This is a genomic window from Microbacterium oxydans, from assembly GCF_900095745.1.
GTDB classification, from domain to species: domain Bacteria; phylum Actinomycetota; class Actinomycetes; order Actinomycetales; family Microbacteriaceae; genus Microbacterium; species Microbacterium oxydans_B.
On sequence record NZ_FMIR01000017.1, the window covers coordinates 465,884 to 482,004 of the forward strand.

Annotated in this window: 13 protein-coding genes; 10 read left to right on the forward strand and 3 right to left on the reverse strand. The window is 67.9% G+C overall.

Features of this window, described 5'->3' with window-relative positions; translation table 11 throughout:
- The first annotated feature begins 82 nt into the window (after positions 1 to 82).
- From BQ2383_RS12560 to BQ2383_RS12575, 4 genes are all read left to right on the forward strand, one after another.
- Positions 83 to 1,000 carry a carbohydrate ABC transporter permease gene (locus BQ2383_RS12560; protein WP_091034380.1) on the forward strand — a complete coding sequence of 306 codons (918 nt, stop codon included), beginning with the start codon at positions 83 to 85 and terminating at the stop codon, positions 998 to 1,000.
- 1 nt (position 1,001) lies between these two features.
- Positions 1,002 to 1,892, forward strand: a complete 891-nt coding sequence (locus BQ2383_RS12565; RefSeq protein ID WP_051662277.1) for a carbohydrate ABC transporter permease — start codon at positions 1,002 to 1,004, stop codon at positions 1,890 to 1,892.
- A 65-nt stretch (positions 1,893 to 1,957) separates the two neighbouring features.
- Entirely contained in the window at positions 1,958 to 3,313 is a 1,356-nt protein-coding gene (locus BQ2383_RS12570) for an ABC transporter substrate-binding protein (RefSeq protein WP_091034384.1), read from the forward strand.
- 65 nt (positions 3,314 to 3,378) lie between these two features.
- The gene (locus tag BQ2383_RS12575; protein ID WP_091034386.1) at positions 3,379 to 5,115 is read left to right on the forward strand and encodes a glycoside hydrolase family 35 protein; all 1,737 of its coding nucleotides are present in this window, start codon (positions 3,379 to 3,381) and stop codon (positions 5,113 to 5,115) included.
- Between the two features lie 39 nt (positions 5,116 to 5,154).
- On the opposite strand, the gene BQ2383_RS12580 is transcribed toward BQ2383_RS12575, so the two are convergent.
- On the reverse strand, positions 5,155 to 5,652 hold the full coding sequence (locus BQ2383_RS12580) for a metallophosphoesterase family protein (protein ID WP_091034389.1): 498 nt from the start codon (positions 5,650 to 5,652) through the stop codon (positions 5,155 to 5,157).
- 145 nt (positions 5,653 to 5,797) lie between these two features.
- Here BQ2383_RS12580 and BQ2383_RS12585 point away from each other — a divergent pair, with 145 nt between their 5' ends.
- The gene (locus BQ2383_RS12585) at positions 5,798 to 7,258 is read left to right on the forward strand and encodes an MFS transporter (RefSeq protein ID WP_091034391.1); all 1,461 of its coding nucleotides are present in this window, start codon (positions 5,798 to 5,800) and stop codon (positions 7,256 to 7,258) included.
- 56 nt (positions 7,259 to 7,314) lie between these two features.
- Here the strand turns inward: BQ2383_RS12585 and BQ2383_RS19390 are convergent, their stop codons facing one another.
- A complete protein-coding gene (locus BQ2383_RS19390; protein ID WP_167381619.1) occupies positions 7,315 to 7,473 on the reverse strand; it encodes a hypothetical protein in 159 nt (52 codons plus the stop codon).
- Between BQ2383_RS19390 and BQ2383_RS12590 the strand changes: the two genes are divergently transcribed.
- Both BQ2383_RS12590 and BQ2383_RS12595 read left to right on the forward strand, forming a co-directional pair.
- Positions 7,472 to 7,678, forward strand: coding sequence for a transcriptional regulator (locus BQ2383_RS12590; protein WP_091034395.1), 207 nt, complete (start codon positions 7,472 to 7,474; stop codon positions 7,676 to 7,678). The genes BQ2383_RS19390 and BQ2383_RS12590 overlap by 2 nt on opposite strands.
- A 97-nt stretch (positions 7,679 to 7,775) precedes the next feature.
- Positions 7,776 to 9,662, forward strand: coding sequence for an ABC transporter ATP-binding protein (locus BQ2383_RS12595; RefSeq protein WP_091034396.1), 1,887 nt, complete (start codon positions 7,776 to 7,778; stop codon positions 9,660 to 9,662).
- A gap of 128 nt (positions 9,663 to 9,790) precedes the next feature.
- Here BQ2383_RS12595 and BQ2383_RS12600 read toward each other — a convergent pair whose 3' ends face one another.
- Positions 9,791 to 11,653: a phosphoenolpyruvate carboxykinase (GTP) gene (locus tag BQ2383_RS12600; RefSeq protein WP_208617667.1), complete on the reverse strand. Its 1,863-nt coding sequence runs from the start codon at positions 11,651 to 11,653 to the stop codon at positions 9,791 to 9,793.
- Between the two features lie 112 nt (positions 11,654 to 11,765).
- On the opposite strand from BQ2383_RS12600, the gene BQ2383_RS12605 reads away from it, so the two are divergent.
- Genes BQ2383_RS12605 through BQ2383_RS12615 form a run of 3 tightly spaced genes read left to right on the forward strand, consistent with a single transcriptional unit; the run spans position 11,766 to position 16,108 of the window.
- Positions 11,766 to 13,208 (forward strand): XRE family transcriptional regulator, encoded by a 1,443-nt coding sequence (locus tag BQ2383_RS12605; RefSeq protein ID WP_029263022.1) that lies wholly within the window; start codon positions 11,766 to 11,768, stop codon positions 13,206 to 13,208.
- Positions 13,209 to 13,253: 45 nt separating this feature from the next.
- Positions 13,254 to 14,720, forward strand: coding sequence for a S10 family peptidase (locus tag BQ2383_RS12610; protein WP_091034398.1), 1,467 nt, complete (start codon positions 13,254 to 13,256; stop codon positions 14,718 to 14,720).
- Positions 14,717 to 16,108 (forward strand): S10 family serine carboxypeptidase-like protein, encoded by a 1,392-nt coding sequence (locus BQ2383_RS12615; protein WP_091034402.1) that lies wholly within the window; start codon positions 14,717 to 14,719, stop codon positions 16,106 to 16,108. Before BQ2383_RS12610 ends, BQ2383_RS12615 begins: the two co-directional genes overlap by 4 nt.
- The last annotated feature ends 13 nt before the right edge of the window (positions 16,109 to 16,121 follow it).

Here is a 16,121-nt window from a genome sequence, read left to right on the forward strand (position 1 = left end):
GTTGACACACTAGCAGCGCATCGCATATGTTGACGTTGACACACGGCGCACGGTGCGCCCGGAACGTAAGAAGGAATCGTCGATGACGACTGAAACCCCCGTCGCCCTGGGTGCCCCCGGCATCCGGCGCCGCGACAAGCGCGACTGGAAGGGCTGGGCCTTCGTCGGCCCGTTCATGGTCGTGTTCGCCCTGGTGTTCCTGACACCGCTCGCCTACGCGCTGTACCTGAGCTTCTTCCAGGAGAAGCTCATCGGCGGCACCGCCTTCGTCGGGCTGGACAACTACGTCCGCGCGCTCACCGACCCGCAGTTCTGGGAGGCGTTCGGTCGCGTGCTGATCTTCCTCGTCGTGCAGGTGCCGATCATGCTGGTCCTCGCCCTCGGCGCCGCCCTCGCCATCGACAGCGCACGCCTGCGCGGAGCATCGTTCTTCCGCATCCTCATCTTCCTGCCCTACGCGGTACCCGCCGTCGTGGCGGTGCTGATGTGGGGCTACATCTACGGCGACCAGTTCGGGCTCACGAGCAACATCAACGACTTCCTCGGAGTCGACGCGATCACGCCGTTCGCCAAGGAATGGATGCTGGTCTCGATCGGCAACATCGTCACGTGGGAGTTCGTCGGCTACAACATGCTGATCTTCTACTCATCGCTCAAGAGCATCCCGACCGACATGTACGAGGCCGCCTCCCTCGACGGCGCGGGGGCATGGCGCACGATCTTCTCGATCAAGATCCCCTCCGTGCGCGGCGCGCTCGTGATCGCGACGATCTTCTCGATCATCGGCAGCTTCCAGCTCTTCAACGAGCCGAACATCCTGCGGCCCCTGGCTCCGAACGTGATCACCACGTTCTTCACGCCGAACATGTACGCCTACAACCTGTCGTTCGCCGGACAGCAGTTCAACTACGCCGCCACGATCGCCATCATCATGGGCATCATCACCGCGGTCATCGCCTACGTCGTGCAGCTGCGCGGCTCGAAGTCGGAGGTGCGCTGACATGGCACTCCCCCTCGCCCGCCCCTCTCGCCGTCGCCACGATCCGCTGAACCCGCGCAAGTCCAACACGCTGCTGATCGTCATGATCGTCTACGCGCTGTACACGCTCGTGCCCCTGGTCTGGCTGCTGTTCAGCTCCACCAAGACGCAGGCGGGACTCTTCAGCTCGTTCGGCCTCTGGTTCTCCGATGACTTCGCGTTCTTCGACAACCTCGTCGCCACGTTCTCGTACCGCGACGGCATCTTCCTGCGCTGGCTCGGCAACACGCTCCTGTACGTCGTCGTCGGTGCAGGCGGGGCGACACTGCTCGCCACGTTGGCCGGCTACGGCCTCGCGAAGTTCCGTTTCCCCGGCCGGCGCGCGGTCTTCGCCGTCGTCCTCGGAGCGGTCGCCGTTCCCGGCACCGCGCTCGCCGTCCCGACGTTCCTGCTGTTCAGCGAGCTGGGCCTGACCAACACCCCCTGGGCCGTGATCATCCCGTCTCTCATCAGCCCCTTCGGGCTGTATCTGATCTGGGTGTTCGCCTCCGAGTCCGTGCCGACCGAGCTGCTGGAGGCCGCGCGCATCGACGGCGCCGGAGAGTTCCGGACCTTCTTCACGATCTCGATGCGCCTGCTCGCGCCCGGCATCGTGACGGTCGCGCTGTTCACGGTCGTGGCGACCTGGAACAACTACTTCCTGCCGCTGATCATGCTGTCGGATCCCGCCTGGTATCCGCTCACGGTCGGTCTGAACCAATGGAGCGCCCAGGCCATCGGCGCCGGCTCCCAGCCGATCTACAACCTCGTGATCATGGGCTCGCTGCTCACGATCATCCCGATCGTCATCGCCTTCCTGCTGCTGCAGCGCTTCTGGCAGTCAGGTCTCACCGCGGGCAGCGTCAAGCAGTAGCCCCGCACTCCTTCCTCACCCCCTCGCGATCCGATGCTGGACCGCACCCCCGAAAGGACACAGCAATGAAGCACCTTCCCTCACCGACACGGCGCACCCTCGCGGTGCTCGCCGCAGGAACCGTGGCAGCACTGGCGCTGGCCGGCTGCAGCACCGGCGGCGACGCGGGCAGCGGATCCGGTTCCGGATCCGGCTCCTTCGACTCCGTCGAGGCTGCACTCGAGAAGGGCGGCGAGATCACGTACTGGTCGTGGACGCCGTCTGCCGAGGCCCAGGTCGAGGCGTTCCAGAAGGAATACCCGAACGTCAAGGTCAACCTCGTCAACGCCGGCACCAACAACGAGGAGTACACGAAGCTGCAGAACGCGATCAAGGCGGGCTCCGGAGCCCCCGACGTCGTGCAGGTCGAGTACTACGCCTTGCCGCAGTTCGCCCTGACCGACGCCTTCGCCGACCTGTCGAAGTACGGGTTCGCCGACTTCGAGGACGACTACACCGCATCCACCTGGAACTCGGTCACCAGCGGCGACGCCATCTACGGCCTGCCGCAGGACTCCGGCCCCATGGCGCTGTTCTACAACAAGACCGTGTTCGACGCCGCGGGCGTCGAAGTGCCGACCACCTGGGACGAGTACTACGAGGCGGCGAAGAAGATCCACGCCGCGAACCCCGACGCCTACATCACCAACGACACCGGCGACGCCGGCTTCGCGACCTCCATGATCTGGCAGGCCGGCGGCAAGCCGTTCGAGACCTCGGGCACCGACGTCACGATCGACCTGCAGGACGAGGGATCGAAGAAGTGGACCGAGAACTGGAACCGCCTCGTCGAGGAAGACCTGGTCGCGCCGTACGGCAGCTGGAGCGACGAGTGGTTCCGCGGCCTCGGTGACGGCAGCCTCGCCACCCTCGTGATCGGCGCGTGGATGCCCGGCAACCTCATCACCGGCGCCCCCGACGGCGCCGGCGACTGGCGCGTCGCCCCGATGCCGACCTACGACGGCACCCCGGCGAGCGCCGAGAACGGCGGTGGCGGCCAGGCCGTCACGACGCAGAGCAAGAACCCGGAGTTGGCGGCCGGCTTCCTGTGGTGGCTGAACAACTCGGAGGAGAGCATCTCGATCTTCCTCGAGTCAGGCGGCTTCCCGTCGACGACCGCCGAGCTCTCCAGCGAGGAATTCCTCGCCGATGCTCCGGAGTACTTCGGCGGCCAGAAGATCAACGAGGTCCTCGCGGCCGCAGCCGACGACGTGGTCGAGGACTGGAGCTACCTGCCCTACCAGGTGTACGCGAACAGCATCTTCGGCGACACCGTGGGCCAGTCGTACCAGAACGGCACCGACCTGAACGAGGGCCTGACGGCCTGGCAGGACGCACTGGTCGAGTACGGCAACGCCCAGGGCTTCACCGTCAACAAGTAACACCCGCGGCTGAGCCGGCCCCGTGCGGGGCCGGCTCAGCTCCTCGATCGAAAGCACTCCGACACGTGACCACGTTCTCTCTCGGCGACACCGACTTCCTCCGCGACGGTCAGCCGCATCAGGTGATCTCCGGCGCCATCCACTACTTCCGCGTGCACCCGGACCTGTGGCAGGACCGCATCCGCAAGGCACGGCTGATGGGCCTGAACACGATCGAGACGTATGTCGCCTGGAACGCGCACGCACCGCGGCGCGGCGAGTGGGACACGACCGGGTGGAACGATCTCGGACGCTTCCTCGACCTCGTTCATGCCGAGGGTCTGGATGCGATCGTGCGCCCTGGTCCCTACATCTGCGCCGAGTGGCACAACGGCGGTCTGCCGGTGTGGCTGACCGGGAGCATGGAGAACCTGCGATCGTCGGCTCCTGACTTCCTCGTCGAGGTGAGCGCCTACCTGCGACGCGTGTACGACATCGTCGCGCCGCGCCAGATCGACCGGGGCGGGCCCGTCGTGCTCGTGCAGATCGAGAACGAGTACGGCGCTTACGGCGCGGACAAGGCCTACCTCGAGGCCCTGGTCGCCGTCACGCGCGATGCCGGAATCACGGTGCCGCTGACGACCGTGGATCAACCCGTGGATCAGATGCTGAGCGACGGCAGCCTTCCCGGCCTGCACAAGACCGGCTCCTTCGGATCCCGCAGCGCGGAACGCCTCGCCACCCTGCGGCGGCACCAGCCGACGGGCCCCCTGATGTGCTCGGAGTTCTGGGACGGCTGGTTCGACTGGTGGGGCGGAGTGCATCACACGACGGATGTCGCCGCTGCCGCAGCCGATCTCGATGCCCTTCTCGCCGCCGGAGCGTCGGTCAACATCTACATGTTCCACGGCGGCACGAACTTCGGGCTCACCAACGGCGCGAACGACAAGGGCCGCTACCTGCCGCTCGTGACCTCCTACGACTACGACGCGCCGCTCGACGAGGCTGGCAACCCCACGGAGAAGTTCTTCGCCTTCCGAGAGGTGATCGCGAAGTACGCTCCGGTGCCGGAAGAGATGCCGGCAGTCACGATCGCTGCCCCCGCGTTCGACGTCTCCCTCTCCCCCGTCGGAACCTGGACGGGCGGCGACGGGGCCGGCACGGTCACCGCGCAGCCGCAGAGCTTCGACGCTCTCGGACACCTGAGTGCGCTGGTGCGCTACGACGTCGACCTCCCGGACGGGAGCGGCGGTCTCCTCGTCACCGACGAGGTGCGCGACCTCGCCTGGGTCAGCGTCGACGGGGTCGCTGTCGGCACGCTCTCCCGCACGCGACACGACCGTGCGATCCGCATCCCGAAGGGCCGTACCCTCAGCATCCTGGTCGAGGACCAGGGTCGCGTGAACTACGACCACCGACTCGGCGAGGAGAAGGGCCTGATCGGCGCGGTCACGCTCGATGGCACGCCCATAACCGGGTGGCGCTCGACACCCCTCGACGTCGCCGCCGTCGCCGCGGAGATCGATGCGGGTCAGCCGACGGATGCTGCGGGAGAACGCCCGCTCGCGTGGACGGCCGAGTTCACCCTGGATGCCCCTGCCGACCTGTTCCTCGACACCGCACCATGGAGCAAGGGATACGCGTTCGTCAACGGATTCTTCCTCGGCCGCTATTGGCGCAACGGACCGCAGCGCACGCTCTACGTGCCGGCCCCGGCAACGCGCGAGGGCCGCAACCGGCTCGTCGTTCTCGAACTCGAGCAGATTCTGGCACCCGTCGCCCGGTTCGTCGAGGCACCGGCACTCGGCGTCACGGAGGAGTGACGCCGGAGCGCAGGGGAGCGCGGGAGACGGGCGGATGAATCACGACAACGGCAGCAGCGTCGCCTCGATCCGGCGTCCGTCCACCTCGACCCACATCATCGTGCACACCGGCTGCCGGCGCCGATCCGTGGGCGATCCGGGGTTGAGCAGCCGGAGGCCCGCGGGCGACACGGTGTCCCAGGGAATGTGCGAGTGCCCGAATACGAGGAGATCGATGCCCGGGTACGCCTCGTCCATCCGCTCCTCACGCTTGCGGGACTCCCCCGTCTCGTGCACGACGGCGACATCGACGCCCTCGACCGTGAACCGGGCGACCTCCGGAAGGCGTGACCGCAGCTCGGACCCGTCGTTGTTGCCGTACACGCCGTGCAGTACCCGAGACCGCGACTCGAGCAGATCGAGTGTGGCTTCGTCGACCCAGTCGCCCGCGTGCACCACGATCTCGGCATCGTCGACCGCCTGCAGCACCGCATCCGGCAGCCTTCTCGCCCGCTTCGGCACGTGGGTGTCGGCCAGGAGCAGCATCCTCGTGGTCATCGTTCCTCCCGCCCTTCGCCGCCCTCGACTCTACGCATCCGGGTCGCGCACCGGATGACACGCGAAACGCGTACACAGCCAACACTCAGGAAGGCGTAAACTCGCCGAGTCCCCGGTATACCAAGGGGCTGAACGGAGGAGCCTCATGAGTACTGCCACTGCGCCTGCGAACCCACGCTCGCGCGTCATCACCGCGAGTCTGGTCGGCACGACCATCGAGTTCTACGACTTCTACGCGTATGCGACGGCGGCCGTTCTCGTGTTCCCCGTGCTGTTCTTCCCGACCGGAGACGACACCACCTCGCTCCTGTCGTCGTTCGCCGTCTTCGGTGCAGCGATGGTCGCGCGCCCCATCGGCGCCGTGGTCTTCGGCCACTTCGGCGACAAGTTCGGCCGCAAGGCCACCCTCGTCGCATCGCTGCTGACGATGGGCATCGCGACCTTCGTGATCGGCTTGCTCCCCACGTACCAGGACATCGGCTGGTGGGCAGCGCTCCTGCTGCTGATCCTGCGTCTCGCTCAGGGCTTCGCGCTCGGTGGTGAGTGGTCGGGCGCGGCTCTGGTCGCCACCGAGAACGCCCCGAAGGGCAAGCGCGCCTGGTACGGCACCTTCCCGCAGCTGGGCGCACCGCTCGGCTTCATCATCGCCAACTTCCTCTTCCTCGCGATCAACTGGCTGCTGCCGCACTCCGAGAACCCGGTCCTCAAGTCCGAGGCGTTCCTCTCCTGGGGCTGGCGCATCCCGTTCCTGTTCTCCGCCGTCATGGTGATCATCGGCCTGTGGGTGCGACTGAAGCTCGTCGAGTCCGACACCTTCAAGAAGGCAGAGACCAAGGGCGCCATCCGCAAGCTCCCGCTCGCGACCGTCTTCCGCCACCACTGGAAGCAGCTGATCCTCGGCACGTTCATCATGCTGGCGACGTACGTGCTGTTCTACCTGATGACGAACTTCACCCTCGCCTACGGCACCAAGCCCGCGTCGCTGGAGACTGCTTCGGCCGCCGCGAAGGCTGCCGCCGAAGCGACGGGCGCCCCCTTCGACCCGACCAAGTTCGCGGCGCAGTTCTACCCCGGCCTTGGCTTCGGCTACACCGACTTCGTGCTGATGCAGATCATCGGCGTGGTGTTCTTCGGCATCTTCACGCTGCTGTCCGGGCCGATCGCCGACGCGATCGGTCGACGCAAGCTGCTGCTCTGGGTCACGGGCGCGATCATCGTGTTCGGCTTCACGTTCAACACGTTCCTGCTGCCCGCCGTCGACCCGAAGTTCACGGGTGCCCTCACGCAGGCGTTCCTCGTCTTCGGCTTCATGTTGATGGGGGCCACGTTCGGCCCGATGGGTGCGCTGCTGCCCGAACTGTTCCCGACGAACGTGCGGTACACGGGGTCGGCGATCGCCTACAACGTGTCGTCGATCCTCGGCGCCGCCGTGGCACCGTTGATCGCCCTGAAGCTGTGGGAGGCAGCGGGCGGTGCCCCGTGGCTGGTCGGCCTGTACCTGTCGGCGATGGGAGTGCTGACCTTCGTCGCGCTGATCTTCACGCCCGAGACCAAGGACCACGACTACGACGACGACCTCGGGGTCGCCGCCGCCGTCGAACTCTGACCACTGAGAGGCGGCCTCCCCACCCAGGAGGCCGCTTCTCTGCATCGGGACGTCCGTCAGAGGACGATGACCTCGCAGTAGCGCGCTGCCGTTTTCGCGAGCGTGCGGTCGAGCGTCAGAAGCGGGATACCGAGGGCCTCGGCATAACCCGCGGCGTCAACAAAAATTGACTTCCGTGACGAAGTCAACAAGTATTGACGCAGGAGGTCCATCATGACAAAGCCGACCGCGATCGCACAGGACGACGGCAGCGAGCCCCTGGCCGCACTGCACAGGCTCGCCGAGACACGCAAGGAGATCGCTCGCGCCGAAGAGGCGAATGTGCGCCGCGCCCGCAACCTCGGATACTCGTGGCAGGCGATCGCGAGCGCGCTGGGAGTGAGCAAGCAAGCCGCGCACCGGCGGTTCGGTCGCTCCTGACGCTCGACCCCGACGACGCCCACCCATACAGCCCGCCCATAGGATTCGACCGCGAACGAAGTACGGTCGAAGTACCATCTCCAGATCGAGGTCCCGCATGTCCGGTTCGGCGACAGCACGCCGCCGCGGACGTGGCGCACAGCCCGAAGGCCCGCGCGCCACCTTCCGCCAGCTCCTCCCCTTCCTCTTCGAACACAAGCGCACCCTGATCGTGGTCGCCGTGCTCAGCGTCGTCGGCGCCGCCACGTCTCTCGTGCAGCCTCTGCTCGTCGGCCAGGTCATCGAGGCGGTGCAGTCCGACACCGGCATCGGGATCCTCGTCTGGCTGCTGGTCGGCTTCGTGATCGTGTCGTCCGTCATCTCCGGCTTCCAGCACTACCTGCTCCAGCGCACCGGCACCGCGGTCGTGCACTCGAGCCGCCGCAAGCTGATCGCCCGCATCCTGCACCTGCCGACCTCGGAGTTCGATGCCCGCCGTACCGGGGACCTCGTCTCACGCGTCGGCACCGACACGACCCTCCTCTACGCCGTGCTCACGCAGGGCCTCGCGGATGCCGTCGGCAGCGCCGTGCTGTTCCTCGGCGCGCTGATCGCGATGCTCGTGATCGACCCGATCCTGCTGCTGCTCATCGTCGTCGTGATCGGCATCTCCGTCACGGTCGTCGTGCTGCTCAGCGGCCGCATCCGCACCGCCTCGACCGCCCAGCAGGAGAAGGTCGGCGAGCTCGCCTCCGGCGTGGAGCGTGCGGTCGGCTCGATCCGCACCATCCGCGCCTCGGGCGCCACCGAGCGCGAGACGGCCGCGGTGTCGGAGCTCGCCACCGACGCGTACGGCATCGGTGTGCGCATCGCCAAGATCTCGTCGATGGTCGTGCCCGTCTCCGGCATCGCGCTGCAGTTGTCGCTGCTGGTGGTCCTCGGCGTCGGCGGGTTCCGGGTGGCCGCCGGCGCGATCACCATCGCGTCGCTGATCTCGTTCATCATGTTCCTGTTCCTCCTGGTGATGCCGCTCGCCACGACCTTCGGCGCGATCACTTCGGTGAACCAGGCACTCGGCGCACTCGGTCGCATCCAGGAGGTGCTCGACCTGCCGACGGAGTCGCAGGACGACGAAGCCATCGCCGCCGCCCTCCCTCACGAGGACGCAGCCCCCGGCGCTCCGGCCATCGAGTTCCGCGATGTGCGCTTCCACTACCCCGCGAACGTGGTGGCAGCGCGTCAGGCCGCGGCGAAGGCAGCGCGGACCCTTCTCGCTGATGCGCATCTGGAATCGGTCGAAGATGCGGCACCGGCCGCGCAGGACCACGAAGTGCTCCGCGGAGTGTCGTTCGCCGTGCCTCACGGCGCCAGGGTCGCCCTCGTCGGCCCCAGCGGTGCGGGCAAGAGCACGATCCTGTCGTTGATCGAGCGGTTCTATGACCCGACCGGCGGGTCCATCCGCCTACACGGCCACGACGCGCGCACCTACCCGCGCGACGACCTGCGCGCCAACTTCGGCTACGTCGAGCAGGATGCGCCCACCCTCGCCGGCACGCTTGCCGAGAACCTGCGTCTCGCCTCGCCCGATGCGACCGATGCCGACTGCGAACGCGTGCTGCGCGCCGTGAACCTCGGCGACGTGCTCGAGCGCAACCCGCTGGGCATCGAGGCCCCCGTCGGCGAAGACGGCGTGATGCTGTCCGGCGGCGAGCGTCAGCGCCTCGCGATCGCCCGCGCCCTGCTCACCGACGCCCCGATCCTGCTGCTCGACGAGTCGACGTCATCACTCGACGGCGTGAACGAGCAGCGGATGCGCGAAGCCATCGATGCCGTCTCGACCGACCGCACGCTCATCGTGATCGCGCACCGCCTGTCGACCGTGGTCGACAGCGACCTGATCGTGGTGCTGCAGGACGGCGTCGTGGTCGGCCAGGGCACGCACGAGGAACTCGTCGAGACGACGCCGCTGTACCGCGACCTCGCCCGGCACCAGCTGCTCACCTGATTCACGTCCGTTCCCGGACAACACGAAGGCGGGACGTCGGAGACCACTCAGCCATGGGTTCGTCTCTGATGTCCCGCCTTCGCGGGTGTGAGGGTGCCGGCTCCCCCGAACCGGCACCGGTCTGGGGGCTAGGCCTTGGCGAGGCGGTAGCGCAGCGAGGCCAGCTCGGCGCGCAGCGCCGCCGGAACCTTGTCGCCGAAGGTGTCGTAGAACTCCTCGGTCAGGTCGGCCTCGGTCTGCCACGCCGCGGCGTCGACGGCGAACAGCTCGTCGAGGTCGGCGGCGGGGATGTCGAGCCCGTCGAGGTTGAGGTCTTCCACACGCGGCAGGCGTCCGATGGGGCTGTCGACCGCGGGCACGTCGCCCGCGATGCGGCGGATGATCCAGTCGACGACACGGGAGTTGTCGCCGAAGCCGGGCCACAGGAACCGGCCGTCGTCACCGCGACGGAACCAGTTCACCTGGAAGATGCGCGGTGCGCGGTCGAAGCGCAGACCACGACCGACCTTCAGCCAGTGGCCGAAGTAGTCGGCCATGTTGTATCCGCAGAAGGGCAGCATCGCGAACGGGTCGCGGCGCAGCTCTCCGACCGTGCCCTCGGCCGCAGCCGTGCGCTCCGACGAGATGTTCGAGCCGAGGAAGACACCGTGCGTCCAGTCGGTGGCCTCGACCACGAGCGGGACGTTGCTGGCGCGGCGTCCGCCGAAGAGGATGACGTCGAGCGGCACGGCCTCTTCCCAGTCGTCGGAGATCTGCGGGCACTGCGCCGCCGACACCGTGAAGCGGGAGTTGGGGTGCGCCGCCGGTCGACCGGACTCGGGCGTCCACTCGTTGCCCTCCCAGTCGATCAGGTTCGCGGGCGCCTCGTCGGTCAGGCCCTCCCACCACACGTCGCCGTCGGGACGGAGCGCGACGTTGGTGAAGATCGTGTTGCCCCACAGCGTCTCGACCGCCGTGACGTTGGTCGACTCGCCGGTGCCCGGCGCGACGCCGAAGAAGCCGGCCTCGGGGTTGATCGCCCACAGGCGACCGTCTTCGCCCGGACGGATCCAGGCGATGTCGTCGCCGAGGGTCTCGACCTTCCACCCCGGGATCGTGGGGCGGAGCATGGCGAGGTTCGTCTTGCCGCACGCCGAGGGGAAAGCGGCCGCGACGTGGTACGCCTTGCCCTGCGGGTCGATCACGCGGATCAGCAGCATGTGCTCGGCGAGCCAGCCCTCGTCGCGGGCGATCACCGAGGCGATACGCAGCGCGAAGCACTTCTTGGCGAGGATCGCGTTGCCGCCGTAGCCCGAACCGTACGAGTAGACCTCGAGCGACTCGGGGAAGTGCACGATGTACTTGTCGTCGTTGCAGGGCCACTCGACGTCGTGCTCACCCGGGGCGAGCGGTGCTCCGACCGTGTGCACGGTCTTGACCCACGGCGCTCCCTCGGCGATCTGACGCGTGACGGCATCGCCGACGCGGGTCATGATGCCGATCGACGCGACCGCGTAGGCGCTGTCGGTGATCTGCACGCCGATGTGCGAGAGCGGGCCGCCGACGCGTCCCATCGAGAACGGCACGACGTACATCGTGCGGCCGCGCATCGAGCCCTCGAAGATCTCGTCCATCTTGGTGTGCATCTCGGCGGGGTCCGCCCAGTTGTTCGTGGGGCCGGCATCCTCTTCGCGCTCGGAGGCGATGAACGTGCGCCCCTCGGTGCGGGCGACGTCGCTGGGGTGCGAACGGGCGAGGTAGGAGCCGGGACGCCACTCGGGGTTGAGCTTGATGAGCTTGCCCTCGTCGACGAGCCCGTGCAGCAGCCAGTCGTTCTCGGCGCGCGAGCCGTCGACCCAGTGCACGGAGTCGGGCTGGGTGAGAGCACGGATCTCCTCGACCCACGCGGCTAGCTCGGCCATGGCGGGGGTGTCATACGTCGGAGCCGCGCCGAACGTACGCGTCGGTGCGACGGGAGACGTGCGGGGGGTGAAGACTTCGGCGAAGGCCATGACGTGTGCTCCTTTGAACTGTGGGGCGTTGCACCTATCTTCTTCCGGTTCCGACCGGACTTTCGGACGAATCGAGCGATAAGAACGGCGATTCTTTCGCTACACTCAAGGAATGGCGTCCTCCGGCATCCACCTCACGACTCTCGGTCATCGCATCCGTCACCACAGGCTGGAGAAAGGATTCACGCTCGACGAGCTCGGCGCGCTCGTCGGCGTCGCCGGGTCGCAGCTGAGCCTGATCGAGAACGGCAAGCGCGAACCCAAGCTGTCGCTGCTGCAGGCGATCGCGCACGCCACGAGCACCGAGGTGACCGACCTCATCTCGGGCGAGCCGCCGAACCGTCGCGCCGCCCTCGAGATCGAACTCGAACGCGCCCAGGAGAGCCCCGTCTTCCGGCAGCTCGGCGTCGCGCCCGTGCGCGTGACCAAGGGCATGAGCGATGAGACGATCGAGTCGGTGCTCGGACTGCACCGCGAACTGCAGCGCCGCGAGCGCGAAGCTATCGCCACCCCGGAGGAGGCACGGCGTGCGAACACCGAGATGCGGCTGCGCATGCGCGCGCAGAACAACTACCTCCCCGAGATCGAGAAGCTCGCCGAGAAGCATCTGAAGGCCGCGGGGCACGTGCAGGGCGCTCTCACCCACCGCACGGTGAGCATCATGGCCGAGAAGCTCGGCTTCGAGCTGATCTACGTCAACGACCTGCCACATTCCACGCGATCGGTCACCGACCTCGAGAACGGGCGGATCTACCTGCCGCCGGCGTCGATCCCCGGCGGTCACGGTCTGCGCTCGATGGCCCTGCAGGCCATGGCGCACCGCTACCTGGGGCACACGCCTCCGACCGACTACGCCGACTTCCTGCAGCAGCGGCTGGAGATCAACTACTTCGCCGCGTGCTGCCTGATGCCGGAGACGGCCGCCGTCGCTTTCCTGCAGCAGGCCAAGAAGGATCGCAACCTCGCGGTCGAAGACTTCCGCGACGCGTTCGGCGTGACGCACGAGGGCGCCGGCATGCGCATGACGAACCTGCTCACCCAGCACCTCGGGATGTCGCTGCACTTCCTCCGCGTGGATGCCACGGGCGCGATCACCCGCGTCTACGAGAACGACGACCTGCCGCTGCCCATGGACGTGACCGGCGCGGTGGAGGGACAGCGGGTATGCCGCAAGTTCCAGGCGCGCGCCGCGTTCACGCAGCAGAACCGCACCACGGAGCACCACCAGTACACCGACACACCGTCGGGAACGTTCTGGTGCTCGACGCAGACCGGGGCATCGACCGATGGAGAGTTCTCCATCACGGTCGGGGTGCCCTTCGACGACGCACGCTGGTGGCGCGGACGCGAGACCAGCGACCGCGCCGTGTCGACCTGCCCCGACGAATCCTGCTGCCGGCGGCCGTCCGCCGAGCTCACCGAGCGCTGGAACGGCAGGGCCTGGCCGAGCGCGCGCGTGCACACGCACATGTTCTCCCCGCTCCCCCGCGGCGCGTTCCCCGGCGTCGACGACAACGAGGTCTACAACTTCCTCGGTCGTCACGCGAGTGAATGATTAAGATATATTCAATTCACTCATTCATTTTCCCGAGGGAGACCTGTGACCGAGCCGACCCCCGCAGACGCACCTGACACGGAGACCTTCACCTCACGCCGCCACCGCATCACCGCGGGCGGCCGCTCGCTCGACTACAGCGCCGGAGCGGGCACCGTGATCGTCCGCGACGACGAGCACCGCCCGCTCGCGAGCGTGTTCTACACCTCGTACGTCGCCGACCGCGAGGAGGGCGCCCCGGTGCGCCCCGTGACGTTCCTGTTCAACGGCGGCCCCGGTTCGGCGAGCCTCTGGCTCAACATCGGCGGCTTCGGACCGAAGCGCACGCCCACGAACACTCCCCTCGCGACGCCGCCCGCCCCCTACGCGAGCGGCGACAACCCGCACACGCTGCTCACCGCCTCCGACCTCGTGTTCATCGACGCGCCCGGCACCGGATACTCGCGTCTCCTCGGTGATGCGACACCGGCCGAGCTGTGGGGCGTCGACCAGGACGTGGCCGCGTTCGCGAAGGCGATCACGCGCTGGCTCACGATCACGAACAACTGGAACGCGCCACGCTTCCTGTTCGGCGAGTCGTACGGCACCACACGTGCCGCGTCGCTCGTACACCGGCTGCAGAACCAGGGCCTCGACTTCAACGGTGTCGTGCTCCTGTCGACCGTGCTCAACTGGGGCGAGAGCAACCTCGGCGGACCCCGCGAGTACATCAATCTGCTCCCCTCGTACGCGGCGACCGCCTGGTACCACGGCAAAGTCCGCACCGCGCACACCGCGCTCGAGCCGCTCCTCGTCGATGCACGCGAGTTCGCCCAGGGTCCGTTCGCCGAAGCGCTGCTGCGTGGCGATCTGCTGCCCACCGATCTCGAGGACGCCGTCGCCGAACGCATGAGCGCCCTCGTCGGGCTCGACGCCGACTACCTGAAGAAGCACCACTTCCGCATCGGGATGGAGCAGTACCGCTACGCCCTGCTCGCCGACGAAGGGCGCGTGATCGGCCGCTTCGACACCCGCTTCACCGCCGAGCACCAGTACGTCGTCGGCAACGGCTCGCACGACCCGGCCACCGACGACGCCGCCACCGCCGGGGTCAACAGCGCACACCTCTCGACGTACCGCGCCCACCTCGCGCACGACATCGGCTTCACCAGCGAGCTGCATTACCGCCACTTGCACAACATGCCCATCTCCCGCGCATGGGATTGGACGCACAAGGCACCGGGCGTGGATACCCCGCAGCTGGTGCCCGACGTCTCCATCGACCTGTCGGCCGCCGTGCGCCGCAACCCGAACCTGAAGGTGTTCGTGATGGGCGGCTTCTACGACCTGGCCACTCCGTTCTTCGGACCCGAGGTCGACGTGGCGCAGCTGTATCTGGCGCCGAGCCTGCGCGAGAACATCCGCTTCACGTTCTACGAGTCCGGTCACATGACCTTCGTGGACGAACGGGCGGTGGAGCGCATGAAGAGCGATCTCGACGACTTCTACCGCGTCGCGACGACGCACGGATGATCGGGCTCGAGGCCGCGGAGCGGGTCGGCGACCTGGCCTACATCGTCCGCCTCGAAGAGCTCCCGCTGCGGCGTTCGGACGGCTCATCGCAAGGGACGATCTCGGCGTTCAGCTACATCGTCGACGGCACGGATCGCCCGGTGCTGTTCCTGACCAACGGCGGTCCGGGAGTGTCGACGCTCTATCTGCACCTGAGCGGGATCGGGCCGATGCGCGCCCAGGTCCCCGTCGACCTCGCCGACGCCGGGCACCCTCCCTACGGCGTGGAGGAGAGCCCATCGACGATCCTCGACGTCGCCGACCTGGTGTTCCTCGACGCACCCGGCACCGGATTCGGCGACTTCGCTGACGATGCCGATGCGTCGGACTTCCGTTCCGTGGAGGGAGACGCCGACGCCATCGCCGCCGCCATCTCGGACTGGGTCGACCGGCACGGGCGCTGGAACTCCCGGAAGTTCTTCCTCGGAGAGAGCTACGGAACCCTGCGCGCGGCTTTCCTCGCGACGTCATCGCACAGCATGGACACCGCGCCGCTGGACGGCATCGTGCTGCTGGGGCAGGCCGTCAACATCCAGGAGACGCTGGATCGTCCGGGCAACGTGGTCGGAGCGCTCGCGAACCTGCCGTTCAAGGCGGCGACGGCCTGGCATCACGGCGTCGGCTCCCGCGAACACGAGACGGTCGAGGATGCGATCACCGCGGCATTGGACTTCGCTCGCGGCGACCTCGCCCTCGCGATGCTGCAGGGCGACCAGCTGCCGGTCGACGAGCGCGCCGCCGTCTCGGAGCGCCTCTCGCGGATGATCGGGCTCCCCGCGGGCGAGCTCGCCGACGATCGGCTCTGGGTCAGCAAGCAGGACTTCCGCTCGCGTCTGCTCCCCGGACGCGTGCTCGGGGTGACCGACAGCCGGTACTCCGCACCGGCGGCCGACCGCCGCTCCGGTGAGCTCGAGTACGACGCCTCCGATGTGGCGCTCTCCCCGCGGTACGTGGCGGGGCTGCAGCAGTTGCTGCGACACGTCTTCGGCACCGCCCCCACGCAGCCGTATCGCGTGGTCGACCCGGAGGCGGGCCGGGACTGGGACTGGGACGAGCAGGGCGGCGCGGAGTTCGTCGCCTACGGACGGCCCTCCCCGTTCCGCACGTACCCGTACCCGGCACGGTTGTCACGCTGGATGAAGCAGACTCCGCGCGGACGACTGTTCATCGGCACCGGCGTGTACGACTCGCTGACGACCGTCGGCGCGGCCGACCACCTGCTGCGGCAGTGGGGGTTGCCGCGCGAGCGCACCGAGACCCACTGGTACCGCGCCGGCCACATGATGTACAGCGACCCCGAGGTCGCGGTGCGCCTGAACGCCGACCTCCGCGCCTTCCTCACCCGCTGAGGAGCCCGACGAG

Coding starts and splice junctions, on each gene's coding strand:
- BQ2383_RS12560 (WP_091034380.1), top strand. CDS start 83: ATGACGACTGAAACCCCCGTCGCCCTGGGTGCCCCCGGCATCCGGCGC.
- BQ2383_RS12565 (WP_051662277.1), top strand. CDS start 1,002: ATGGCACTCCCCCTCGCCCGCCCCTCTCGCCGTCGCCACGATCCGCTG.
- BQ2383_RS12570 (WP_091034384.1), top strand. CDS start 1,958: ATGAAGCACCTTCCCTCACCGACACGGCGCACCCTCGCGGTGCTCGCC.
- BQ2383_RS12580 (WP_091034389.1), bottom strand. CDS start 5,652: ATGACCACGAGGATGCTGCTCCTGGCCGACACCCACGTGCCGAAGCGG.
- BQ2383_RS12585 (WP_091034391.1), top strand. CDS start 5,798: ATGAGTACTGCCACTGCGCCTGCGAACCCACGCTCGCGCGTCATCACC.
- BQ2383_RS12590 (WP_091034395.1), top strand. CDS start 7,472: ATGACAAAGCCGACCGCGATCGCACAGGACGACGGCAGCGAGCCCCTG.
- BQ2383_RS19390 (WP_167381619.1), bottom strand. CDS start 7,473: ATGATGGACCTCCTGCGTCAATACTTGTTGACTTCGTCACGGAAGTCA.
- BQ2383_RS12595 (WP_091034396.1), top strand. CDS start 7,776: ATGTCCGGTTCGGCGACAGCACGCCGCCGCGGACGTGGCGCACAGCCC.
- BQ2383_RS12600 (WP_208617667.1), bottom strand. CDS start 11,653: ATGGCCTTCGCCGAAGTCTTCACCCCCCGCACGTCTCCCGTCGCACCG.
- BQ2383_RS12605 (WP_029263022.1), top strand. CDS start 11,766: ATGGCGTCCTCCGGCATCCACCTCACGACTCTCGGTCATCGCATCCGT.
- BQ2383_RS12615 (WP_091034402.1), top strand. CDS start 14,717: ATGATCGGGCTCGAGGCCGCGGAGCGGGTCGGCGACCTGGCCTACATC.